Genomic DNA, 23355 nt, shown 5'->3' with positions numbered 1-23355 from the left:
CGGCCGGACTCCCACATCCCCCGTCTCACGCACCGGGCGCCTCAGGAGCCGAGCACCGCCTCCATGACCGCCTTCGCGATCGGGGCCGCGTCGCCTCCCCCGCTGATGTCGCCGCGCCGGGCCGCCGCGTCCTCGACGACGACCGCGACGGCGACCGCCGGTTCCATCGAGTCGTCGGCCTGGGCCCAGGAGATGAACCAGGCGTACGGCAGAGCGGAGTTGTCGACGCCGTGCTGCGCGGTGCCGGTCTTGCCGCCGACGGTGGCCCCGGGGATGGCCGCCCTCGTGCCGGTGCCCTCGGTCACGACGTCGGCCATCAGCTCGCGCATGCGCAGCGCGGTCGTCGGGTTCATCGCCTGGTGGAGGGTGCTCGGACCGTGTGTGTACAGCGTGGCACCGCCCTTCGACGTCGTCCTCTCCACCAGGTACGGCGTCTTGACCGAGCCCCCGCCCGCCACGGCCGCCGAGATCATCGCCATCTGGAGGGGAGTCGCCCGGGTGTTGAACTGCCCGATGCAGGAGAGGGCCAGCTGCGCCTTGTCGAGCCGCAGGTCGAAGTTGCTGGGCGCGACCGAGTAGGGGATCCTCAGCTTCCGGTCGTTGAAGCCGAAGTTCGCCGCCGTGTTCGCCATGTCGGAAAGCCCCACGTCCACGCCCAGCTTCGCGAAGACCGTGTTGCAGGACCACTCGAAGGCGTACCGCAGTGACGCGTCCTCGCAGCCCTCGATCTCGTTCGTGAGCGAGGTCGTGGTGCCGGGCAGCCGATAGGGGTCCGGGGAGGTGGTCGGCGTGTCCACGTCCTTCACCACGCCCGCCTCCAGCGCCGCCGCGGCCGTCACCACCTTGAACGTCGACCCCGGCGGATACGTCTGCCGGATCGCCCGGTTGAGCATCGGCTTGTCGGCCGCCCCGTTCAGCCGCGCCCACGCCCGCGTCACCGCGGAGCCCGTCCCGGACAGCTCCGCGGGGTCGTACGAAGGTGTGGAGACCAGCGCCAGGATCTTCCCCGTGGCCGGTTCGATCGCGGCGACCGCGCCCCGCCGCGAGCCGAGTCCCTCGTACGCCGCCCGCTGCGCGGCCTCGTTGAGCGTGGTGACGACCTTGCCGCCGGGGTTCTGGGCGCGCGTGATGTCGTTCCACAGGGGGAGCGGGGCGAGCATCGGGTCAGTGCCGGAGAGGATGGAGTCCTCGGCGTTCTCCAGGAACGTCGTGCCGTACAGCTGTGAGGCGAAGCCGGTGACGGGCGCGTACAACGGGCCGTCGCGGTACGTCCGTTCATAGCGGAGCTGCTCACCCGAGTCCTGGGAGCCGGTGACCGGCTTGCCGTCGACGACGATGTCGCCGCGCGGCTGCTCGTAACGGGCGATCGTCCGGCGGCGGTTGGCGGAGTTGTCGTCGTACGACCCGGCCTCGAAGACCTGGACGCGGGCGGCGTTGACCAGGAGGGCCACCAGCAGCAGGGCGCACAGACCGGCGGCCCTGCGGATGTACTTGGTCACCTCGAGACCACCTCCCGGACGGTCACGGCCCCGCCGTCCAGTGGGTACTTCACGGCGCCGCCGTCCCGTCGTACTGGCTGCGTGCCGAGTCGCTGATGCGGATCAGCAGCGCCACGATGATCCAGTTGGTGACGACCGAGGAGCCGCCCTGCGCGAGGAAGGGCATCGCCATGCCGGTCAGCGGGATCAGGCCGGTCACCCCGCCCGCGATCACGAAGACCTGGAGCGCCACGATCGACGCGAGGCCGATCGCGAGGAGCCGTCCGAAGGGGTCGCGCAGGGCGAGGCCCGCCCGGTAGCCGCGCTCCACGAGGAGGGCGTAGAGCAGGAAGACCGCCGACAGACCGACCAGGCCGAGCTCCTCGCCCGCCGTCGCCAGAATGAAGTCCGACTTGGCGGCGAAGCCGATGAGGATCGAATGGCCGAGCCCGAGGCCGGTGCCGAGCATCCCGCCCGCGGCGAAGGCGAAGAGGGACTGGGCGATCTGGTTCGGCCCCTGGCCCGCGTCGATCGACGCGAAGGGGTGCAGCCAGTCCTGCACCCGGCTGTGCACGTGCGGTTCGAGCCAGCCGACGGCCATGGCCCCCACACAGGCCAGCAGCAACCCGACCGCGATCCATCCGGTGCGTCCCGTGGCGACGTACAGCAGGATCACGAACAGGCCGAAGAACAGCAGCGAGGTCCCCAGGTCCCGCTCCAGGACCAGCACCAGCACACTCAGCAGCCAGACGGTGACGATCGGGCCGAGCACCCGGCCGGTGGGCAGCTGGAGCCGCTTGAACCTCCAGATCTGGCGGCCCGCGTACGCCAGCGCGCTGCGGTTCGCGGCCAGATACCCGGCGAAGAAGACCGCGAGGAGCACCTTCGCGAACTCGCCCGGCTGGATGGAGAACCCGGCGATCCGGATCCAGATGCGGGCGCCGTTCACGGACGGGAAGGCGATCGGCAGGACCAGCAGCGCCAGGGCGGTGACGACGGAGACGTAGGTGTAGCGCTGGAGGACGCGGTGGTCGCGCAGGAACAGGACGGCGGCGATGAAGAGGGCGACACCGAGCGTCGACCAGATGAGCTGGGTGGGAGCCGCCCGGGCGCCCGGGGTCTCCAGGTCGAGCCGGTAGATCAGCACCAGACCCAGGCCGTTGAGGAGTACGGCGATGGGCAGCAGCAGCGGATCGGCGTACGGGGCCCGCATCCGCACCGCGAGATGCGCGCACAGCGCGAGCACGCCGAGCCCGGCGCCGTAACCGGCGGCGCCGGGCGGGACGGTGCCGTTCTTCGCGACACCGACAGCGCAGTAGCCGTACACGCAGAGCAGGACGGCGACGACGATGAGGGTGAACTCGATGCCACGGCGCCTGGGGAGGCGAACAGCGGGCGGGGACGGGTCCGCCGCCAGCGTCGTTCCGGGCATTCCGGGCTGCATCATGTCCGGAACGTAGCAAGCGGGGAACCTGATGTCCCGTTATCTAGTGATAAACGGGCTGTTGCGGTACACCTTGTGCGGAGCCGGCTCCAGCGGGCCGGTGCCTGCGGTCTCAGCACCAGCGGGGCGTCTCGCCGAGGGTGTCGATGGAGCGTGCGGGGCCCCAGGCCGAGGTGCCGTCGCGCAGCAGGTACCAGATGTGGTTGCCGTTCACCGACTCGCCCGAGGCCTTGCAGAGGATGCGGACGGTCTCGCCGCGTCGCGCGACACGGACCAGCCGGCTGCCGCGATCCGGACGGCTGCGCAGGGCCAGGCCGCCTTCGCGGGTGACTGTGCCCCTGGTCGTGCGGGCATCCTCGGAATCGCCCTCACCGCGCCCGTCGTCGAATCCGTCGTCGAATCCGTTGTCGAAGTCGTGCCCGTCCTCGAATTCGTCCTCGAAGTCGCGCCCGTTCTCGAATCGGTCGTCGAAGTCGCGCCCGTTCTCGAAGCCGCGCCCGTTGTCCGGGCCGCGCCCGTTTTCGAAGCCGCGCCCGTTGTCCGGGCCGCGCCCGTTTTCGAAGCCGCGCCCGTTGTCCGGGCCGCGTCCATTCTCGGAGACGCGCCCGTTGTCCGGGCCGCGCCCGTTGCCGAATCCGTTGTTGAGGCCGCGTCTGTTGTCGAATCCGTTGTTGAATCCGTTGTTGAAGGGGCGCCCGTTGTTGGGCCCGTTGTTGAAGCCGAAGCCGTTATTGAACCCGTTGTTGAAGCCGAAGCCGTTGTTGAACCCATTGTTGAAGCCGAGGCCATTGTTGAAGCCGAGGCCGTTGTTGAGGCCGAAGCCGTTGTTGAGACCGAAGCCGTTGTTGACGCCGCCAATCCCCACCCCGACCAGCGGAACGCTGGAGCCGCCGCCGGCATTGGCATTCGAGTCACCGCCGGCCAGGGCAGGCGTGGAGCCGGCGAATGCGACGAGGCTGCCGGCGGTGAGAGCTATACCGAGACGCGCGCAGGTGGATCGCAGGGACATGGGGGGCTCCTCCAAGAAGGGGGCGAACCTGACTTATCGCCACATTAGGAGCCGGGGCAGGCGCGCGCAGGTCGCACTGAGCCATCGGGGAGGCGGAGCAGCTCATGGCCGTCCGGACGGTCCTTCAGATTGCTCCGGACGGTCCTTCGGAACGGTCGGGATGAGGGAGCGTCAGAGTCGCCACCGCGCCGCCCTCGGGCGCGTTGGCGAACGAGAGCCGTGCGCCCAGTACCTCCGACTGGCCGAGCGCGATGGTCAGTCCGAGCCCGTGCCCCTTCGAACCGCCCTCCGTGCGAAAGCGCTGCGGCCCGTGTTCCACGAGGTACTCCGGATAGCCGTCGCCGTGGTCCCGCACGGTGACGACCGGCCCGTCGACCGTCAGCACCACCGGCCCCACCCCGTGCTTGTGCGCGTTCGCCACCAGATTCCCGAGCACCCGCTCCAGCCGGCGCCGGTCGGTCTCCACCCGCACGTCCCGTACGACCCGGACGTCGGTGGCGGTCCCCGACGCCCGCACCACCCGCTCGGCCAGCGGCGCCAGCGCCTCCGAGTCCAGCTCGAGGCGCTCGCTCCGGGCGTCCAGCCGGGAGATCTCCAACAGGTCCTCGGTGAGCGTGCGCAGTGCGGCCACCCGGTCGCGCACCAGCTCGGTCGGGCGCCCCGGCGGCAGCAGCTCGGCCGCCGCGTGCAGCCCGGTCAGCGGGGTGCGCAGCTCGTGCGCCACGTCCGCGGTGAACCGCTGCTCGCTCAGCAGCTTGCTCTGCAGCGAGGAGGCCATGGTGTCGAGGGCCCCGGCGACCGCGGCCACCTCGTCCTGGGGGCGCGTCGGGTCCTGCGCGCGGGGGTCGTTGACGCGGGCGTCCAGGGCGCCCGCGCTGATCCGCCGCGCCACCTGCGCCGTCGCGTGCAGCCGTCGGGTCACCCGGGTCACCGCGAACGTGCCCACCAGCAGCGTCGCGCCGATCGCCAGCGCCGACGACCACACGATCGCCCGGTCCAGGGCGTCGATGGTGTGGGCGCCCTGCGCGTAGTCGTACTGGACGGCGAGCGCGCGCCCGTCGTCCGTGGGGCCGGCCGCCCACATCGTGGGGGGCGCGCCCTGGTCGCCGACCATCGTGCCGCGCTTCCCGTCCGCCGCCAGCTCGCGCAGCGGGGCCGGCAGCCCGGGCAGATCGACGCCCGCGCCCGGCGGCAGCCGGTTTCCGGCCTCGTACTCCGTCGTCACCTCGGCGAGCCGGTCGAGCGCGCGCCCGCGTGCCTCGCCGACGGTCTGGTCGGTCACCGAGACATGCACGAGGACGCCGAGGAGCGCGGCCAGGCCGCAGCACATCACCGTGATGAAGGCGGCCGCCTTCCAGGTCAGGGTGGCGGTCCAGTGGGGCAGGCGCCGGAAGGTCCGCCTCATGAGCCACTCGCGGACGGGGAGAGGGACGGCGACGGCGGCAGCGTCGGGGAGAGCGACGGTGACGGGACCAAGGTCGAGGAGAGCGAGAGCGAGGGGGACGGCGCCGGTGTCGGCGGGTGCGAGGCGGTGCCGACGCGGAGGATCTCGTCGCGCGTCGCCAGCATCGCGTTCTGGTGCGGGTCCCAGGTCCACACCGTACGGAACTCGTATCCCGGCAGGGTCGAGGGCGAGCGGATGATCACGTCACGGCCCGCCAGCTCCACGCTGACCACACTGTCCGAGGTGCCCATGACCTGCACCAGCCTGTGATGCATGAACGTGTACACGCGCACCGCCAGCTGGTCCGCCGGGAAGCGGATGCCGAGCACCAGGTCGTCCTTCCCGTCGCCGGTGAGATCGCGGTAGTACGCCTGGAGGATCGGGCACTTCCTGCCGAGCGCGCCCTTCTTGCCGCACTCCTTGAGCTGCTGGACCGTTTCCGCGTACATGGCGTGGGGACCGGTGTAGTCCTTCGGATGCGCGGCCACTTCGGCGCGTACGACGGCGACCGGATCCACCCGGTGGATGTCGTCGCCCGGCGACTGGATGCCCTTGACGGTCTCGGTGTCCGCCTCGCCGTAGTCGAGGGCGGGCGTCGAGGCGGGCGGCAGCTGGGGCCACAGCCTGGTCGGGCCGATGGCGGTGGGCGTGGCCCCAGCGGCGCGCAGGTCGCCGCTGTCGCCGCAGCCTGCCAGGGCCGCCGCCAGGACGGCGACGACGGCGGCGCCGAGCGCACGCGCGCGGCGGCTGGGGCGGCTGGCGGTCACTGCACTCCTGCGTCCGGGCCGCCCCCGGTCCGCAGGCGCTACTGCACGAGGTCGGCGTGAAGAATGATGTTGTCGGCGCGATGACGGGCCACCGGGGGCCCGCCACTGGTGATCAGGCGCAGCTCCGGACGGTCGGTCGCCCGTACACATTATTCGTAGGGAAGTCCTTTTTGTTCACCTGCTGGTCTCGCGGACCGTGAAGACCGCCGTGGACCCGTCCACGCGCGGCACCTCGACAGTGTCCCCGCCGCAGGCGACCGGACCGACGCCGGGCAGCGTGGCCGGCGCGGCGGCCACGGCGAGGCGGGCGGTACGGCGGGGGCGGGGGCGGGGGCGGTGCTTCCTCCGGAAGCTCGGTCGCTCTACGGCTCCGCGAGTTCCTCGAGGAGGCGGGCCGTGGCCAGCCCCGCCCGCAGGTACTCCACGAACAGCTCGTTGTGCAGGGCCCAGGGGGAGCGCCGGGTCCGTATCAGCCGTATCGCGTCCTCGGTGGAGTGACCCGCGAGGACGAGCGCGTGCGCGACGACCAGACCCGAACGGTTGTACCCGTGATAGCACCGTACGAGCACCCGGCGGCCGTCCTCCAGGGCGTCGTCGGCGGCCCGTGCGAGTCGCATCACCCCCGCCAGTTGCGTACCGTCGAGAGGGCCGTCCGGAATGGGCCACACATGGTGTTCCACGCCCGGGTCCGGCCCGTGTCCCGGCAGCCGCAACAGCGTCAGGACCAGGTCGAACTCGTCGCGTACGACGGCGAACTCGGCCTGCCCGGAGCGGCCCGCGAAGGCGTGTCCGCCCATCCACAGGCCGGGGACGATCTCGCTCCACGGGCTGTCCGGGGCCGGCACATCGGGTGGTCTCCTGCGATTGAGCAACGGGCGCCTCCCACCCAATCCCCAAGTCCCCCAACTCCTCCCAAAGGTATCCGGGTTCTTGCCCCTGGAGCACCCCGCCTGTTCCCATGGTCAGGGGTGATGATGCATGAACGGACTGCGCGTCATACCGACCTGGCGCCACGGTCAGGAGCGGCTGTACGTCTGTCTGGCGGACGGGAGGAACGTCGCCTGGTACGACCGCGAGGCGGCCCGCGTCCATCTGCTCAGCGAGGACCGGCGCGAGGACGTGCTCGATGTCCTCGGCCCGTTCCTGACGGGCCCGGTGACGGTGGGACCGCCGCCCGTCCCGACACCGGCGGAGCTGGCGCGCCTCAGTCTCCACCCGGACGACGACCTGGCGCCGAACCGGCCTGGCGAGGCGCTGATGATCGCCCTCGACCGCGATCCGGGCCCGGCGCACCGGTTGCGTCCGGACCCGCGGCGTCGCGCACTCGCCGCCGAGCAGGCGGTCGGCGAGGCCCTCGACCAGCTGGAGGGCGCGGGCTGGCACACGCTCCACTCGCTCCCGCTCCCCGGCGGGGACCGCATCCATCACCTGATCATCGGCCCCGGGGGCCTCTTCTCCGTGTGCGCGCTGTACGCCCGCAAGCAGCGGGTTCTCGTGACCGATCCGATGGTCACGGTCGGCCGTCATGAACCGCAGCCGCTGCTGCGCCGGGTCCGTGCCGACGCCGACCGGGCGTCGTACGCCCTCACCGCCGAGGTCCGTCCGGTCCTCGCGGTGACCGAACCGGCGCACCTCGACGTCCTGTCACCCCCACGCGAGGTCCGCGTCCTCCAGGACACCGACCTCGCCTCCCTCGCCCGCCTCGGCGGCACCCTGAAACCAGCGGACATCGAGGCCCTCCACGCCATGGCCCGGGACCGCCGTACGTGGTCCCGGGTGTAACGGAGCCCCTAGGGGCGATGGGGGTGCCCCTGCTCGAGCGAAGCCGCGCGCTTGTGGAGGGCCGAGAGCTTGGGGGAGGCGCGAGAGCTATGGGGAGGGTCGAGAGCCTGGGGGAGGGGCGAGAGCTTGGCGGGAGGGTGAGGGTAAGGGCGGAGGGAGGGTGAGGGTAGGGGCGGAGGGGGCGAAGGGCCCCCGTCTGCCCACCCACCCGCACGGCATCACGGCAGCGGCCCCCCGCGATCGAACAACGGCGCCAGCAGATCTCCGTACCGCTGGAGGCGGGGAGCGATGTCCGGCGCGAGGAAGAGGAGTTGCCCCGGGCGACGGCAGGCGGCGACCTCGTCCCAGGTCACCGGCGTGGACACGGCGGGCTCGGGCCGCGCCCGCAACGTGTACGGCGTGGCCGTCGTCTTCCGCGCCGCGTTCTGACTGAAGTCGACGAACACCTTCCCGCCCCGGACACTCTTGGTCATCCGGTGCGTCACCCGCCCGGGCATCTCCCGCTCGGCCTCCACGGCAAGCTCCTTCGCGTACGAGCTGACCTCCCCCGACGGAGTCGCCTCCACGGCGGCCAGCAGATGCAACCCCTTCGCCCCGGACGTCTTCGCGTACGCCTCGATCCCGTCCCCGGCCAGCCGCTCCCGCAGCCACAGCGCGACCTCGCAGCACTCGACGACCGTCGCGGGCGCCCCGGGATCGAGATCGAAGACAATCCGGTCGGCGACTCCGGGCGCGTCGATCGTCCACTGTGGTGTGTGGAACTCGGTGACGAGGTTCGCCGCCCACATCAGTGAGGCCAGGTCCTGCACCAGGACCATCCGTGCGGGCCCCTCCGATCGGGGGACCTCCGCCGTCCTGACCCAGCTGGGCGTACCGGGCGGCACGTTCTTGGCGAAGAAGAGCTGCCCGTCCGGGCCGTCCGGGTAGCGGAGGAAGGAGACGGGCCGGTCGCAGAGGTGCGCGAGGAGCGCGTCGGCCACCGTCGCGTAGTAGTGCAGCATCTCACCCTTGGTGAAGCCGGTGGCCGGATAGATCACCTTCTCCAGATTGCTGAGCGCGAGCCTTCGCCCCTCCACCTCCGTGATCGGCGTCATACGATGAGAATCCCATGAAACCGGCAGATATCGGATATCGGTACCGGTATCGAGGTACTGGGTCGGAATCGGACCCCGCAGAGCGATCGGAAGGGTGCTGCACGTGCGATCCATATGGAACGGCGCCATCTCCTTCGGCCTGGTCAGCATCCCCATCAAGCTCGTGAACGCCACGGAGAGCCACACGATCTCCTTCCGCCAGGTCCACCTCGACGACCTCGGCCGCATCCGCTACCGCAAGGTCTGCGAACTGGAGGACCGCGAGGTCACGACCGCCGAGATCGGCAAGGCGTACGAGGACGCGGACGGCACGCTGATCCCGATCACGGACGAGGACCTGGCCTCGCTGCCGATCCCGACCGCACGGACCATCGAGATCGTGGGCTTCGTGCCGGACGACCGGATCGACCCGCTCCAGATGGACACGGCGTACTACCTCTCCGCGAACGGTGTCCCCGCCGCCAAGCCGTACGTCCTGCTGCGCGAGGCCCTGAAGCGCAGCCAGAAGGTCGCCGTCGCGAAGTTCGCGCTGCGCGGGCGGGAGCGGCTCGGCATGCTGCGCGTGGTCGACGACGTCATCGCCCTGCACGGGCTGCTGTGGCCGGACGAGATCCGCGCCACGGACGAGGTCGCCCCGGACACGAGCGTCACCGTCCGCGAGAAGGAACTGGACCTGGCGGACGCCCTGATGGACACCCTCGGCGAGGTCGACCTCACCGACCTGCACGACGACTACCGCGAGGCCGTCGAGGAACTCATCGCCGCCAAGGCCTCCGGCGTCGAGGCACCCGCCGCCCCCGCGGGGGAGCGGGCCGGCGGCAAGGTGCTCGACCTGATGGCCGCGCTGGAGAAGAGCGTGCGCGACGCCAAGGAGTCCCGCGGCGAGGAAACCGGCGGAGCCGCGGAGGAAAGCGGCGGAGCCGCCGAGGTGACGCCCCTTCCGGCCCGCCGTACGGCCGCCCGCAAGTCCGCCCGTACGGCCCCCAAGGAGGTCGGCGGCAAGAAGTCGACGTCCACCGCGAAGAAGTCCGCGGCGGCCAAGAAGACCGCCGCGAAGAAGACCACGACAAAGAAGTCGGCCACCAAGCAGCCGGCCGCGAGCACGGCCACCAAGCAGACGACGAAGAAGACGGCCGCGAAGAAGACTCCCGCAAAGAAGGCAGCCCCCCGCAAACGAGCGTCCGCCTGACCACCACACGCACCGGCGCCCCACCCGCACCGAAGGACATCCCCCGCACGGCCGCCACCTCGCCCGCGAGACGGCACCTGTACGGCGGGGGCAACCCCCGTGCGGGGGTGGTCCCGTGTCTTGGGGGCAACCCCGTCCGGGAGGTGGTCCTTTCCTGTATCTCGGGGCAGGCCCGTGGGGGAGGCGGTCCCGTATCTCGGGGGCAACCCCGTGGGGGAGTCGGTACCACGTACGCCGGGCGGCGACCCGACGCGCCGGCGGCAACTCGTACGTCGTCCGGCGGGGCCTCGTGCACGAGGTGGTTCCGTATCTTGCGAGCAACCCCGCGCGAAAGGCGGTCCTGTAGCTCGCGGGCGACCTCGTGCGGGAGGGGGCGCCGTATGTCGGACGGCACCCGCATGCGTGGGTGCCACCTCGTCCATCAGGCGGCTCCCCACGCACCCCCGGCGCGCCCGCGGCGTCGTGCGAAGTGAGGCGGCACCTCGTACGTCAGGCGCCGCCCCCGCTGCGACTATCCGCACGCCGTGCGAGGGGCAGCGCTTCGCATGGCAGGCCCCCGCGCCGGGCGAGCTCCCGTGTCCGGCACGCCCCCCGTGTCCGGGGTGCACCCCCGCGCCACCGCACGAGCCACAGCGCGAACTCGTACCTCGCGCCCCGCGCGAACTCGTACCTCGCGCCCCGCGCGAGCCCGTACCTCGCGCGAGCCCGTACCCTGCGCCCCGCGCGAGCCGCCCCCCTCAAGCAGTCCGACGCAACGCCAACACCGCATTGTGGCCGCCGAATCCGAAGGAATTGCTGAGGGCCAGGTCGCCCACGGCAGGCAGTGGGCGCGGGGTCTTGGTGACCACGTCGAGGGCGATGGCGTCGTCCTGGTCGTCGCAGCCGATGGTGGGCGGGATGAGCCCGTGGTGGAGGGTGAGCACCGTCGCGACGGCCTCGACGCCACCCGCCGCGCCCTGGAGATGGCCGAGATGGCCCTTGAGCGCGGTCACCGGGACGTCGTCACCGAGCACGGCGCGCAGGGCGCGCGCCTCGGCGAGGTCGCCGTCGGTGGTGGCGGTGGCGTGGGCGTTGACGTGCACGACGTCCACGACGTGGGCGCCCGCGTCCCGTACCGCCCGCCGCAGCGCGAGCGCGACTCCGCTGCCGGAGGGGTCGGGCGCGGCCATGTGGTGGGCGTCGGCGGACAGACCCCAGCCGGCGGCCTCGCAGTAGATACGGGCCCCGCGGGCCCGCGCGTGCTCCTCCGACTCCAGCAGCAGAAAGCCCGCTCCCTCGCCGTTCACGAAGCCGTCTCGGTCCTTGGCGAAGGGCCGCGACGGACTGGTGGACCCGAGTTCATGCGTGGACAGCGCGCGCATCGCGGCGAACGCCGCCATGATCGCCGGGGTGACCACGGCCTCCGCACCGCCGGCGAGGGCCACGTCGACCCGCCCGTACCGGATGCGGTCGATGGCCTGTCCGATGGCCTCGGTGCCGGAGGCGCAGGCGCTGGTCACGGTGCGCGCCTCGCCGGTGATCCGCAGCGCGAGCGACACCTGGGAGGCGGCCTGCGAGGGCACGGTCATCGGGGTGGTCAGAGGGGAGACCGCGCGCGGTCCCTTGTCCCGCAGCTTCCGGTCGCCGCCGACGAGCACGGAGGCGTCGCCGAGGATGGCGCCGACGCTGACGCCGACCCGCTCGGGGTCGAGCCCGCTCTCGGCCGTACCGGCCACGTCGAACCCGCCGTCGCGCCACGCCTCGCGCGCGGCGAGCACGGCGAACTGCGCGGACCGGTTCATCCGCCGCGCCTGCTGCCTCGGCAGCAGTTCGGTGGGATTGACGGGCACGCTGCCCGCGACCCGTACGGGCAGGTCGGCGAACTCCTCGCCGTCCAACTCCCGTATCCCGCAGCGGCCCTCCACCAGCCCCTGCCAGAGCTCGTCCACTCCCACGCCGAGCGGGCTGACGGCTCCGAGCCCGGTGACGACGACCCGTCGGGGTGCGGCGGGGACGGCCGTACGACGCGGCCGCGGCAGATGCCGTACGACATGCCCCTCCTCCACGGCATGCGCGACCCGCTCGCGCAGCCCGGCGTCCGAGACGGTCTCCTCGGCCCGGCTCTCCAGGTCGCGGTGCCAGCGGCCCCAACGGCGGGTGTACAACTCCTCGACGGCCTGGGGGTCGACGGCCCGCAGCGAGGTGACGCGGTCGCCGTCGCGGAATTCGACGCTCGCCAGATCGGCGGGGGCGACCTCGGGAATTCCGGCGACATCCATGCGCCGGCAGCCCACGGTCACCTGATGGCCGCGCTCGAATACCTCGTCGTGATCCATTCCGCCGAGTGGCGGTCGCAAGGTCATTCGAATGGTGTGCGGAGTCTCAGGAAGTGTGTGCATCACCACGTACCACTTGTCTTCCGCCACGTCCTGTTCCGAGAGGGCGAGAAGATCACCCGGAATCACTTCGGCGACGGTGACGGCGTGGGGCTGTACGGGGACGTCGGACGAATTGCGCATGGGGCATGAGCCTTCGGTGCATGGGGGTGGGGGGAATGCCAGGCTCAACTGTCGACGACAAATCACCAGTTGCCTAGGTTTCCCCCCGATGAGTGCGCAATGTCACGGAAAGCGTCTCCCAATTCCCGCTCGGGAAAAGGGATATCGAAGGCGGTGTTCTCAGGCCTGGCGGCGCGGCCACGGGCGCCCGTCCAGGCGCTCGATGTCGCGGTTCAGACGGCCCAGGTACGCGGCGAACTCGGCCACCTCGCCCGGTGTCCAGTCCTCCATCACCTTCTCCAGGCCGGTCAGGTTCTCGGAGCGGTCGGCGGCCAGCCGGCGTTCGCCCTCGGAGGTGATGGCGAACTTGCGGGCGATACCGCCCTCGGGGTCGGGGATGCGCTCGACGATCCCGGCCCGCAGCATGGCGGCGGTCTGCCGGTTGAGCGTGGAGGTGTCCAGGCCGAAGGCCTCGCTGAGCTGACCGATGGACATCGGGCCGTCCACCTGGATACGGCTGAGCAGCAGGTAGGCGCTGCGGTCGAGCCGCCGGTCGCCGTTCCGCAGGCGCGGTGTCAGCAGGTGCATGTACCGCCCGAGCAGCATGGTCTCGAATTCGATCTGATCAAGGGGCTTGTCCACGCGTGCTTCCTTCGGCTCCTGGCCGGCCTCCCGCACTCCTTCTCAGGGAGGCCACCTACCTGTAGATATACCACGCGTATGTATGATGCAATGGATGTGCATGATGCACATCAGGTGGTGGATGCACATCACGTGGTTTATGCACATCGAGTGGCGAATGCACATCGCGGGTGGCCGGTGGCGGGTGGCGGGTGGCGGGTGGTGAGACGCACATCGCGGTGCGGGCGCTGCACGCGCGTGGGCGCTGTACGCGAGTGGTCGCCGCACACGACTGGGCGCCGCACGAGCGCCCGATGCGCGTCGCGTGCCTGATGCGCGGTCGCGTGCCGATGCGCGTCGCGTGCGTGATGCATGTCGCCCTGACCGTACGAGGGAGTACCTGTGGACAGTTCCAAGCCCGCGACCGATACCGAGCCCAGGAGCGGCCCCGGACCCGGCCGGGTCGTCGGCATCCTCGCCTTCGCGGGCATCGTGGCCGCGATCACGCAGACGCTGGTCGTGCCACTGATCGGCGAACTGCCGGCCCTGCTCGACACCAGCGCCTCGAACGCCTCGTGGGTCATCACCGCCACGCTGCTGGCCGCCGCGGTGATGACACCGGTCGCCGGCCGCCTCGGGGACATGTACGGCAAGAAGCGCGTGCTGCTGGCCTCCCTGGTCCCGCTCGTCCTCGGCTCGGTGGTCTGCGCGCTGTCCTCCTCGGTGATCCCGATGATCGCCGGACGCGGACTGCAGGGCATGGGCATGGGCGTGGTGCCCCTCGGCATCAGCCTGCTGCGCGACGTGGTGCCGGCGGAGAAGCTGGGCGCGTCCATCGCGTTGATGAGCGCCTCCATGGGCGTGGGCGGCGCGCTCGGCCTGCCGTTCTCCGCGGCGATCGCCGAGAACGCCAGCTGGCGGGTGCTGTTCTGGGTGGTCGCCGTGCTGAGCCTCGCAGTCGCCACGCTGATCTGGATCTTCGTTCCCGCGGACCGCGCGAACCCCGCGTCGAGCGGCTTCGACCTGCTCGGCGCGCTGGGTCTCGGCACCGCGCTGGTCTGTCTGCTGCTCGCCGTCTCCAAGGGCGCCGACTGGGGCTGGGGCAGCGGCACCACGCTGGGCCTGTTCGCGGCCGCCGTCCTAGTACTGCTGGCGTGGGGCTGGTGGGAGCGGCGGATCACCGACCCGCTGGTCGACCTCCGGGTGACCGGCCGCCCGCAGGTGCTGATGACGAACGCGGCCTCGATCCTGGTCGGCTTCGCGATGTACGCCCAGTCGCTCGTCGTACCCCAACTGCTCCAGCTGCCCGAGGCCACCGGCTACGGACTGGGCGAGTCCATGCTGGCCATGGGCCTGTGGATGGCCCCGGCGGGCCTCATGATGATGCTGATCTCGCCGGTCGGCGCCAAGCTGTCGGCCGCGAAGGGACCCAAGGTCACCCTCATCGTCGGCGCCCTCGTCATCGCCCTCGGCTACGGCATCGCCCTGCCGCTGATCAGCTCCGGTTCCCCCTGGAGCCTGCTGGTCGTGACCATCGTCGGCAGCTCGGGTGTCGGTTTCGCCTACGGGGCGATGCCGGCCCTCATCATGGGCGCGGTACCCCAGTCCGAGACCGCCTCGGCCAACAGCTTCAACACGCTGATGCGCTCCATCGGCAGCTCGGTGTCCGCCGCCGTGATCGGCGTGGTCCTGGCCCAGATGACCACCAGGTTCGGCCCCTACTCCCTGCCGTCCGAGAACGGCTTCCGCGTCGCCATGCTGATCGGCTGCGGCGTGGGCCTCGTGGCGGCCGCCGTCGCCTCCTTCATCCCGGTCCGCCCGGCGAACGCCACCGCGCAGACGCCGGACACCGCGCCGGCCGGAGCGCCGGACGCCGCGCCGGAGACGTCCGCGGCGAAGGCGTGACCCACTGAAGCCTGCTGACACGGAAGTCTGCTGACACGCAATCAGGGACGGTCCGAACGGGCCGTCCCTGACGCCGACCCGTTCGCTGCCCACCGTTGAGCTACGGAGCTACGGAGCTACGGAGCTACGGACCTACGGAGCTACTGAGTTACTGGGGGGTTGCCGGGCTATCGGCGATTGTTGGGTTGCTGGGCTACTGCGAGAAGTCCACCCCCTGCGCCAGCGCCACCCGCCCCGAGTAGTTCACGGTGTTGGTGGCCCGGCGCATGTACGCCCGCCAGGCGTCGGAACCGGACTCACGCCCACCGCCGGTCTCCTTCTCGCCGCCGAACGCCCCGCCGATCTCCGCTCCCGACGTCCCGATGTTGACGTTGACGATCCCGCAGTCCGCGCCGTCGGCGGCCAGGAACCGCTCGGCCTCGCTCTGGTCGCCGGTGAAGATCCCGGCCGACAGCCCCTGCGGTACGTCGTTGTGCAGCCGGATCGCCTCGTCGAGGTCGCGGTAGGTGAGGACGTACAGGATGGGCGCGAAGGTCTCCTCGCGGACGACGCCGGTCTGCGCGGGCATCCGTACGAGGGCAGGCCGGACGTAGTAACCGCCCGGTACCGCGTCCGCGAACTCCCGTTCGCCGCCGACGCACAGGGTGCCGCCCTCCTCGACCGCGCGCTCGAGGGCACCCCGCATCCTCATGTACGCACCCTCGTTCACGAGCGGCCCGACAAGGGTCGACTCCTGGAACGGGTCTCCGATCGGGAGCCGCCCATAGGCGGCGGTGAGCCGCGCCACGACCGCATCGGCGACGTCGGCGTGCACGATCAGCCTGCGCAGCGTGGTGCACCGCTGCCCCGCCGTGCCCGCGGCGGCGAACACGGCGGCGTTCACGGTGAGATCGAGGTCCGCGGAGGGGGTCACGACGGCCGCGTTGTTCCCGCCGAGTTCCAGGATGCTGCGGCCGAACCGGGCGGCCACCCGGGGCCCCACCGCCCGCCCCATCCGCGTCGAACCGGTCGCGCTGACCAACGGCACCAGCGGTGAGTCCACCAGCCGCTCGCCCGTCTCCGCCGCACCGAGCACGACCTGGTTGAGGTGGGCGGGGGCGCCGCTCTCGGCGATGGCGCGGTCGAGGAGGGCGGCACAGGCCAGCGCGGTGAGCGGGGTGAGCTCGGACGGCTTCCAGACCACGGTGTCGCCGCAGACCAGAGCCACCGCGGTGTTCCAGGCCCACACGGCGACGGGGAAGTTGAAGGCGGAGATCACACCGACCACGCCCAGCGGATGCCAGGTCTCCATCAGCCGGTGCCCGGGACGCTCGGAGGGCATCGTGCGCCCGTACAACTGCCGCGACAGCCCCACCGCGAAGTCGCAGACATCAATCATCTCCCGCACCTCGCCAAGCGCCTCGGACCGGATCTTGCCGGCCTCGACGGTGACCAGATCGGCGAGGTACGCCTTGTGCTCGGCCAGCAGTTCCCCGAACCGTTTGACCAGCGCACCCCGTACCGGAGCCGGGGTGATCCGCCACGTGAGGAACGCGTCGTGCGCAGCCTCGACGGCTCGATCGACACTCTCGGGGGTGTCGGCGCGCAACCGGAACAACTCCGCGCCCGTGATGGGCGTACGAGCGCCGAGGCCGTCCCCCTTGACCGCGGCGAGCTCGACCCCACAGCGCGCCAGAGCGGCCTCCGCCCGCGCACGAATGTCATCGGTGCTGCTGACCGCCGTCACTGCGGCGACTGCGCTGACCATGGCGACTCCTCGTCGATGCGAACTGCGGGCGTCGTGCGCGCCGCGGGGGCGCTGGTGTGCCTCCCCTTTGATGCCAGAGGTCAGCCTTGGTTGTCACGGCTCACGGCGGAGAATGCGCCGGATCTCCAACAACTCAACAAAGGGAACGCGAGCCCAGGAGCGATCCGGGGCTCGCGTCATGATCGGCCATCATGATCGGCCATGAGTAGTGGTGAAGCGTGTCCTGTGAGTAGTTGTGAGCGCGTCCTGCGTGGCGAGATACGCACCACCTCATTCATGAAGAAGACGGTGGCTCTGAGTCACTCTCGATGACTACCGATGACTACCGATGACCATCCATGGCTAATGACCTGCGACGACTAGTGACGGCTAGCGAGACTGTCGATGGCCCTGGATGATCATCGATGCCTTTCGTTCCTTTCGATCACTCACGGGAACAACGCGATCCCGATGAGGACCAGCAGGATGATGCCGGCGATGAGCGCGACGGTCGCCCATGTTCCCCGCTGCTTCAGCGGCGTCGCGGGCCCGCCTCCCCGGGGCCGGTCCTCCGGCAGTACGGGGTGGGCCGGGCGCCCGCTCGCATAGAACTCTTCGTCGGTCGGAAAGACGTTGCGCGGATCGTCGAATGCGCGCGGATCGATCTCGTGTGGACTGGTCATACGAACTCCTTGCGCGGCCCTCATCAGAGCCGGAGTTCCCGGCGGACGCCAGGGCCTGCGTCAGCGGCAGTGGTTCACCACTTCGCGGGCGCGTCAGTCCTTCAGGGAGACGTCGTAAAGGTTCTCGCCCTGCTCACCGCGCACAATTCGATTCTATATCGGGGCCGAGCCATCGATAAGGTCCAGCAGCCATTGGGCCCTGCGGCTCGTATGCGTGCCGCCACATCGGCACTGAGACGTCGAGCGTTCTGATGCTCACGTTCTGATGTTCACGTTCTGATGCTCAGGCCGGGCTCGGCGAGGCAGCCGTCCACGGCACCCGACTACGGGCGCCGGATCGTCCCGTCCGCCGAGATGTGGGCGGCGTGCGAGCCGAAGTCCTCCTCCGACACGCCGGAGACGAGATCGATCGCCTCGCCGCCCGGCTCCGGCGTGCCGGGCTCCACGATCTGTGTCGGGCGCAGGCGCCCGGACGCGTAGGTGCCGTCGGCGCGGAGGGTGACTTGCAGCACGCCGCTGGTCGAGAGTGTGCCGCCGAGGCTGAGCACCTTGTAGCCGGTGAAGTTGCCCAGGCTGTAGGCGATCAGTCGGCCCTTGTAGAACTCCATTCCCCGCATCACGTGCGGGCCGCTGCCCACGACGAGGTCGGCGCCGGCGTCGATCACCGCACGGCTGAAGCGGTAACTGTCGCCGCGGTCCTCGCCGAGGAAGTACTCGGTGCCGGGCTCTACGTGGGTGCGGTCCGAGCCCTCCGCGCCGGCGTGCATCGTCACGACCACGATGTCCGCCATCGTCGCGGCGCGGGCGGTGAGTCGCTTTGCGGCGGGGATGTTCGTGAGGTCGTTCGCCCCTCGGTCGGGAGCGAACCCGATCAGTGCGACCCGGATGCCGCCTACCCGCTGGATGGTGATCTGGCCCAGGCGGCCGGTGAACGGCAGGTTCACGGAGCGCAGGGCGGCGAACGTCTCGCGCCGTCCCTCCGCCCCGAAGTCGTCGATATGATTATTCGCCACGTTCATGACCGTGAACCCGGCCTTCTTGAACCAGCGGCCGTACGACGGCGGGGCGTGGAACGCGAAGCAGTTCGGGCTGTCGTTGTCCTCGCACTTGCTGGGGCCGCCGGTGGTGAGAGTGCCCTCCAGGTTCCCGAGCACCACATCACCGGTGAGCAGGTCGTCGACCGGGTCGAAGAATGAGGCGCCGCCATCCGGCGGCAGGTCGTCCGGCAGCGAGCCCATCACGATGTCCCCCACGGCAGCGATCCGCACGTTGCCTGTAGGGCGCGGCGCCGCTGGTGCACCGGACGCCGGGATCCCGGTCGCCCGTAGGGCGGCATGGGAGGAGCCGATGGAGGCTGCGCCCTCGGAACCCACGGAGGCTGCGCTTTCGGAGCCGGCGCGGAACACGAACGCCGCAACGACCGCCAGACCGACCACCACACCGGTCCCGACCAGGCCGAGGGCGAACAGGCGGTGACGGCGCACCGCCTTCTGCCGCTCGCGCCGCTGCTGGGGGCGCTCTCCACCGGACGTGATCATCGGCTCATGCTACGAAGCGGGCACCCATCCTTCACGCAGGGTCATCCACCGGCGTGTTCCGACGCCGTTCCCGTTAGCGCTCGCCGCCGTCCGAGCCGCCTCGCGGCACCGGCCACTAGCTGAGCGGGTGGCCATAGCGTCCAGCAAGGCGGCATCCCATCCGGTCCCCCAGACAACGTGAGAGACAAGCCGACGGACCACACAAGCCGCGACGTGGGCGCCGTCCTGCAGTCCCTCCTGGCATTGGCGTGACGTTACAGAGTCAGAGCCCACGCCCGCGCCTACGGCACCTACCGCCGCCGACTACGGCACCTGGGCATCCGGCCGGTCACCGCCCGCCGCGCAACCGAGCACGGCACCAGCCCGGGGGTGTCCATCGCCGGCCGGGTCGTCGAAGCCGCCTTCGCGCTCCTGCACAGGTTCCGCCACCCGCCGCGAGCCTTCGCGCTGTGCCGCGGCTGGATCGTCCGGCAGGTCAAGGAGTTCGTCGCCGAGACGCTGCACGACCTGATCGACCCGATCATCTACGACGAAGCGGCGTCCCTCATCGAGGAGCACCACGCGGCCGGACGCGATGTCGTGATCGTGTCCACGTCGGGCGAGGTGGTGGAGCCGATCCGCGAGCTGCTCGGCACGGACCGCGTGGTGGCGACGCGCATGATCGTGGGCGAGGACGGCTGCATCACCCGCGAGGTGGAGTACTACGCCTACGGACCGACGAAGGCGGAGACGACCAAGGAACTGGCCGCCTCCGAGGGGTACGACCTCGCGCGCTGCTACGCGCAGCGCTTCGGCGACCGACCTGCCGACGCTGGTGTCCGTCGGATATCCGCACGCGGTGAATCCGGACCGCGCGCTGCGCCGCGAGGCGGGTGCCTCTCCGGTCGACACTCGTCCGCGGCGGCCATGGCTGGGCTCGTCTGACCAGTCACTCGGCTGCAGGTCACCGCAGGTTGGGACTGGCAGTGCCCCTTGGCCGTCGGCCGGGCGCTGAGCCGAGGAGATTGCGGCACGTATCCCGTCACAAGACTGATGCCGTCGCCTGCGGCGCGACTGGACCGATCTTTTCGCCGAGATGTCTTCGGCGTCTCATCGGACAGGTCGTTCGGGGATCCTCGGAAGAACCTTCTCGGCGATGTTGAGGAGAGCGCTGTCGTTCGGGAGGGCTCCGGACGTGCTCCACACGGTGATGTCGCAGTAGCCGCCTCGGTCATTACGGTCCAGGGCCATGGTCAGCGTCCTGGCCAGGGGGCCTTCTTCGACCGGTCCGCCGGATCCGCCACTCCCGAGATTGATCTCGAGCTTCATGGTGTGATCCGAGGAGAGGACCGCGGGCCGACCGAGAACCGTAAGCGTCTTGATGTCCTTCTCATCCCCGAACTTCATCAGCTTCACGTACTGGTCGGTCGACAGGTGGTTGTAAGTGGCCGAGACATTCACGGTGTACGTGTCGAACGTGACCTCGGCCTCCGGTGCGGCCACCTTCCCATCAGTCAGAGGAGCGGTGTTGTTGGTGCTGGAAGCAGTGGTCGCGGTCTCTCCAGGCGTTCCAAGGAGCTTGGCCAGGTCTGGCCGGTTGAGCGCCTTGCACAGCTCTTCACCGGTCACAGGCCGGGGCGTGCCCTTGTAGGCCTTCGGAAGCTCCTCGTGTGCTCCGCCCGAACACGAGGCGGGCTGCGGGACGTTGGCGTCGGACGGCATGAAGCGTGGGGCCAACCAGAGCGCGGCCGCGAGTGCCCCGAACACGGCCACGGCCGCGACGGCCTGGCTCCATGCGTTGTGCTCCTTCTCCGGAGTGCCCGGGCTGGGATGCGGTCCGGTTCCGGCCTGGGGCTGGGGCTGGGGCTGGGGCTGGGGCTGGGGCTGGGGCTGGGCGGCAGCATCGACTGCCGCCCCGTCTGCGGAGGCTGTCGGGCTCGGGTTCCGGCGTGCGCGCAGGGCCCGGATCACCACGTAGACGCGTATGGCGGTGAACACGAGGAACACCACGCCGAGACCGGCCGCACCCCGATCGTGATCGCGGACGGCGAGATACATGATGCGTACGCCGAGGACAGATCCGATCGCGATGAGCAGGGGCTCGCGGACCCAGAACGGCAGGAGACGGAGGAGGAAACCGAGCATCCGGCGATCTCACCAGGACAAGATCACATTCGCCATGATGGAAGCCACAGTTCCGGGCACGTGCAGGTCCTGCCGAAGCAAAAGACGCCAAGCCGACGATCCCGAGATCGGCGATCGGGACGCTAAGCCGCCGTTGCGATGGTGCGAGTTCTGCCGGAAGTACATCGCAGGCCGGTGGCGCACCAGCGGGGCCAAGTCGCGCGAGAGCATGGCGGACGGGCTCGCGGCCGTAGCCCTCGCCATGGTCCAGCGTGGAGAGGGCATTCCGCAAGACACGGACTTCCGGCTCGCGTTCCGATGGGGCATCGTGCCCGCGAACGCGGGGGAGGAGCCGCCGGCGGAGTTAAGGGCCGCATACGAGTGGCTGACGACGTCGGACCGCCCGGTCCTCGACCTGGCCGACGCGGTGGTAATTGAGGATGTGCAGTACCGCCTCAGCTACAGGCTTGACGGCATCCGCGCGGCAGGCGAGACGTACAAGCGGCGGCGCCGCGCGCTGAACACCGCCCTCGAACATGCGGTGGACCTCGGGGAGCTCGCGGAGAATCCACTCCAGCGGGCCCGCAGGAAGCGCATGGGCTCGGACAATGTGGTGGACAGGCGCGTTCTCGTGAACGCCGTACAGGGGCGGCAATTGCTCACCGCTGTCTCGTACGTCGGGTCATCGGGGCGCAACCGTGGTCGGCGCCTGGTCGCGTTCTACGCGGTGCTCTACTACGCGGGCCTCCGGCCCTCTGAGGCGGTCGGGCTCCGTCTGTCGGACTGCCACCTGCCCGAAGAAGGTTGGGGAACGCTGACGCTGCGTGAGACGCGTCCCGTCTCTGGCAAGCAGTGGACGGACTCGGGGGAGCGGCACGACCGCCGGGGCTTGAAAGCGCGAGAGGCAGCCGTGGACCGCCCGGTTCCCATTCCGCCGGTCCTTGTCGCCATCCTCCGAGCGCACCTGGACGAGTTCGGGACTGCCAAGGAGGGGGCGGGTGTTCGGGAACGAGCGAGGGGCAGTCGTCGGCTCATCCACGTACTGGCGAGTGTGGGAGGAAGCACGGGAGTACGCCCTCCCGCCGGGTCGTGTCGAATCGCCGCTCGCCGGACGCCCGTACGACCTGCGGCATGCGTGCATCACGCGGTGACTGAACGCAGGGGTCCCAATCGCGGAAGTTGCCCGCCGCGTAGGCAATTCTCCTGAGGTTATCCATCGCCGATACCACGGCTGCATCGACGGCCATGAGGCAGCTGCCAACGCGCAGATTGCTCAGATACTCGCAGAAGATGGTGCTACAGCCTCAAGGTTGCGAGAGTGAGTCATCCAAATGAGATGGCTTCTAAGCGCGCATCGGCGGCATATGACAACTGGGTCTGGAACTGACGCAGGCCTCCCTGTTCAGTATCCACCAGCGATACGAACCGCTAGTAGGCGAGCAGCATCTGCTTCCTGAGGTACTGCGCATTGCAGTGCCTCTTGAATCTTCCGAAGGGCGTTTTCGTAGGATTCCGCACGGTCCCCGCCGCTGATGGCTTCCCGGTATCCGGTGAGTTCCTCAAGGGTAGACGGTTCCTTCCCGTAGTCATTCTCGGGGAAGAGTGGATCGAAGGACGAGAGGATCTCACCATTTTCCGCATACGAGATCCATGCAGCCGTTGTCTCACTCAGCTGCACAGAGAGAGCAACAGTGCCGCGGGATGCAGACTTCAGAATTCCCTCTTTTGCGAGGTATGGGCCTTCGGATTCGACAACGAATGCCCAGTCATTGTGGGCACCGGCACGCAAGAGTGGCCCGCCGCTAACAAGCATGCCACTGCTTTGCAGCGCATCAAAATCCAGATCAGGAACATCCTCTTCGTCGATTTCCTCTCCGAACGCCTTGATGGCCTCTGCATCGAGCCTACTCAAGTAGATTGGATCAATCTGACCTTCCGACACCCTGGAAAGCAGCTCGACCGGGGAAATTTCCCGCGCGAAAATGACGCAATACCCTGCGCCGTAAAGCTGTGTGTTCGGAAATATCTCAGTGCTCATGGGCCACCTCGATCGATTACCTGGAAAAGCACGACCCGGCCCGCAGAATCACGGGCC

18 protein-coding genes and 1 pseudogene are annotated in these 23355 nt (G+C 69.9%); 4 read left to right on the top strand and 15 right to left on the bottom strand.

Annotated elements, in window-relative coordinates; genetic code table 11:
* Nucleotides 1–41: 41 nt before the first annotated feature.
* The 7 genes from ACFVXA_RS05490 to ACFVXA_RS05460 form a co-directional block, all read right to left on the bottom strand.
* On the bottom strand, nucleotides 42–1499 hold the full coding sequence (locus ACFVXA_RS05490; RefSeq protein WP_390023905.1) for a penicillin-binding transpeptidase domain-containing protein: 1458 nt from the start codon (nucleotides 1497–1499) through the stop codon (nucleotides 42–44).
* 49 nt (nucleotides 1500–1548) lie between these two features.
* On the bottom strand, nucleotides 1549–2925 hold the full coding sequence (locus ACFVXA_RS05485) for an FtsW/RodA/SpoVE family cell cycle protein (RefSeq protein ID WP_362024353.1): 1377 nt from the start codon (nucleotides 2923–2925) through the stop codon (nucleotides 1549–1551).
* A gap of 109 nt (nucleotides 2926–3034) precedes the next feature.
* On the bottom strand, nucleotides 3035–3946 hold the full coding sequence (locus ACFVXA_RS05480; RefSeq protein WP_390023903.1) for an SH3 domain-containing protein: 912 nt from the start codon (nucleotides 3944–3946) through the stop codon (nucleotides 3035–3037).
* 109 nt (nucleotides 3947–4055) lie between these two features.
* On the bottom strand, nucleotides 4056–5336 hold the full coding sequence (locus ACFVXA_RS05475) for an ATP-binding protein (protein ID WP_389464797.1): 1281 nt from the start codon (nucleotides 5334–5336) through the stop codon (nucleotides 4056–4058).
* Complete coding sequence (locus ACFVXA_RS05470) at nucleotides 5333–6142, bottom strand: hypothetical protein (RefSeq protein WP_362024343.1); 810 nt, start codon at nucleotides 6140–6142, stop codon at nucleotides 5333–5335. Before ACFVXA_RS05470 ends, ACFVXA_RS05475 begins: the two co-directional genes overlap by 4 nt.
* A 174-nt stretch (nucleotides 6143–6316) precedes the next feature.
* Nucleotides 6317–6439, bottom strand: a complete 123-nt coding sequence (locus tag ACFVXA_RS05465) for a hypothetical protein (protein ID WP_383902153.1) — start codon at nucleotides 6437–6439, stop codon at nucleotides 6317–6319.
* Between the two features lie 65 nt (nucleotides 6440–6504).
* The gene (locus tag ACFVXA_RS05460) at nucleotides 6505–6987 is read right to left on the bottom strand and encodes a dual specificity protein phosphatase family protein (RefSeq protein ID WP_362024340.1); all 483 of its coding nucleotides are present in this window, start codon (nucleotides 6985–6987) and stop codon (nucleotides 6505–6507) included.
* A gap of 133 nt (nucleotides 6988–7120) precedes the next feature.
* Between ACFVXA_RS05460 and ACFVXA_RS05455 the strand changes: the two genes are divergently transcribed.
* The gene (locus ACFVXA_RS05455) at nucleotides 7121–7924 is read left to right on the top strand and encodes a nuclease-related domain-containing protein (protein WP_389512489.1); all 804 of its coding nucleotides are present in this window, start codon (nucleotides 7121–7123) and stop codon (nucleotides 7922–7924) included.
* A gap of 218 nt (nucleotides 7925–8142) precedes the next feature.
* Here the strand turns inward: ACFVXA_RS05455 and ligD are convergent, their stop codons facing one another.
* The gene (ligD, locus tag ACFVXA_RS05450; RefSeq protein WP_390023901.1) at nucleotides 8143–9018 is read right to left on the bottom strand and encodes a non-homologous end-joining DNA ligase; all 876 of its coding nucleotides are present in this window, start codon (nucleotides 9016–9018) and stop codon (nucleotides 8143–8145) included.
* Nucleotides 9019–9112: 94 nt separating this feature from the next.
* On the opposite strand from ligD, the gene ACFVXA_RS05445 reads away from it, so the two are divergent.
* Complete coding sequence (locus ACFVXA_RS05445; protein ID WP_389512493.1) at nucleotides 9113–10207, top strand: Ku protein; 1095 nt, start codon at nucleotides 9113–9115, stop codon at nucleotides 10205–10207.
* A 737-nt stretch (nucleotides 10208–10944) separates the two neighbouring features.
* Here ACFVXA_RS05445 and ACFVXA_RS05440 read toward each other — a convergent pair.
* Nucleotides 10945–12705 (bottom strand): beta-ketoacyl-[acyl-carrier-protein] synthase family protein, encoded by a 1761-nt coding sequence (locus ACFVXA_RS05440; RefSeq protein ID WP_390023899.1) that lies wholly within the window; start codon nucleotides 12703–12705, stop codon nucleotides 10945–10947.
* 159 nt (nucleotides 12706–12864) lie between these two features.
* Nucleotides 12865–13326: a MarR family winged helix-turn-helix transcriptional regulator gene (locus tag ACFVXA_RS05435; RefSeq protein ID WP_389512496.1), complete on the bottom strand. Its 462-nt coding sequence runs from the start codon at nucleotides 13324–13326 to the stop codon at nucleotides 12865–12867.
* Between the two features lie 381 nt (nucleotides 13327–13707).
* Between ACFVXA_RS05435 and ACFVXA_RS05430 the strand changes: the two genes are divergently transcribed.
* The gene (locus tag ACFVXA_RS05430; protein WP_390023897.1) at nucleotides 13708–15210 is read left to right on the top strand and encodes an MFS transporter; all 1503 of its coding nucleotides are present in this window, start codon (nucleotides 13708–13710) and stop codon (nucleotides 15208–15210) included.
* A gap of 193 nt (nucleotides 15211–15403) precedes the next feature.
* On the opposite strand, the gene ACFVXA_RS05425 is transcribed toward ACFVXA_RS05430, so the two are convergent.
* The 3 genes from ACFVXA_RS05425 to ACFVXA_RS05415 form a co-directional block, all read right to left on the bottom strand.
* Nucleotides 15404–16957, bottom strand: coding sequence for an aldehyde dehydrogenase family protein (locus ACFVXA_RS05425; RefSeq protein WP_383737755.1), 1554 nt, complete (start codon nucleotides 16955–16957; stop codon nucleotides 15404–15406).
* A 428-nt stretch (nucleotides 16958–17385) separates the two neighbouring features.
* A complete protein-coding gene (locus tag ACFVXA_RS05420; protein WP_362024316.1) occupies nucleotides 17386–17619 on the bottom strand; it encodes a hypothetical protein in 234 nt (77 codons plus the stop codon).
* A 323-nt stretch (nucleotides 17620–17942) separates the two neighbouring features.
* Complete coding sequence (locus ACFVXA_RS05415; RefSeq protein ID WP_383737757.1) at nucleotides 17943–19157, bottom strand: CapA family protein; 1215 nt, start codon at nucleotides 19155–19157, stop codon at nucleotides 17943–17945.
* A 444-nt stretch (nucleotides 19158–19601) separates the two neighbouring features.
* Between ACFVXA_RS05415 and ACFVXA_RS05410 the strand changes: the two are divergent.
* Nucleotides 19602–20151, top strand: a pseudogene (locus ACFVXA_RS05410) (HAD family hydrolase); the annotation flags it as partial.
* 95 nt (nucleotides 20152–20246) lie between these two features.
* On the opposite strand, the gene ACFVXA_RS05405 reads toward ACFVXA_RS05410, so the two are convergent.
* Both ACFVXA_RS05405 and ACFVXA_RS05400 read right to left on the bottom strand, forming a co-directional pair.
* A complete protein-coding gene (locus tag ACFVXA_RS05405) occupies nucleotides 20247–21281 on the bottom strand; it encodes a DUF6215 domain-containing protein (RefSeq protein WP_390023894.1) in 1035 nt (344 codons plus the stop codon).
* A 1381-nt stretch (nucleotides 21282–22662) separates the two neighbouring features.
* Nucleotides 22663–23298 carry a DUF6461 domain-containing protein gene (locus ACFVXA_RS05400; RefSeq protein WP_390023892.1) on the bottom strand — a complete coding sequence of 212 codons (636 nt, stop codon included), beginning with the start codon at nucleotides 23296–23298 and terminating at the stop codon, nucleotides 22663–22665.
* Between the last annotated feature and the right edge of the window lie 57 nt (nucleotides 23299–23355).

It is taken from the genome of Streptomyces sp. NPDC058246 (assembly GCF_042881985.1).
Taxonomy (GTDB): Bacteria; Actinomycetota; Actinomycetes; order Streptomycetales; family Streptomycetaceae; genus Streptomyces.
The sequence above is the reverse complement of the archived record's forward strand: the minus strand, read 5'-3'. Positions and strand labels throughout refer to the sequence as shown.

What these genes read in the sequence shown, in the direction of transcription:
- ACFVXA_RS05485 (WP_362024353.1), bottom strand. Translation starts at nt 2,925, where the DNA reads ATGATGCAGCCCGGAATGCCCGGAACGACGCTGGCGGCGGACCCGTCC.
- ligD (WP_390023901.1), bottom strand. Translation starts at nt 9,018, where the DNA reads ATGACGCCGATCACGGAGGTGGAGGGGCGAAGGCTCGCGCTCAGCAAT.
- ACFVXA_RS05405 (WP_390023894.1), bottom strand. Translation starts at nt 21,281, where the DNA reads ATGCTCGGTTTCCTCCTCCGTCTCCTGCCGTTCTGGGTCCGCGAGCCC.
- ACFVXA_RS05400 (WP_390023892.1), bottom strand. Translation starts at nt 23,298, where the DNA reads ATGAGCACTGAGATATTTCCGAACACACAGCTTTACGGCGCAGGGTAT.
- ACFVXA_RS05455 (WP_389512489.1), top strand. Translation starts at nt 7,121, where the DNA reads ATGAACGGACTGCGCGTCATACCGACCTGGCGCCACGGTCAGGAGCGG.
- ACFVXA_RS05420 (WP_362024316.1), bottom strand. Translation starts at nt 17,619, where the DNA reads ATGACCAGTCCACACGAGATCGATCCGCGCGCATTCGACGATCCGCGC.
- ACFVXA_RS05440 (WP_390023899.1), bottom strand. Translation starts at nt 12,705, where the DNA reads ATGCGCAATTCGTCCGACGTCCCCGTACAGCCCCACGCCGTCACCGTC.
- ACFVXA_RS05475 (WP_389464797.1), bottom strand. Translation starts at nt 5,336, where the DNA reads ATGAGGCGGACCTTCCGGCGCCTGCCCCACTGGACCGCCACCCTGACC.
- ACFVXA_RS05425 (WP_383737755.1), bottom strand. Translation starts at nt 16,957, where the DNA reads ATGGTCAGCGCAGTCGCCGCAGTGACGGCGGTCAGCAGCACCGATGAC.
- ACFVXA_RS05415 (WP_383737757.1), bottom strand. Translation starts at nt 19,157, where the DNA reads ATGATCACGTCCGGTGGAGAGCGCCCCCAGCAGCGGCGCGAGCGGCAG.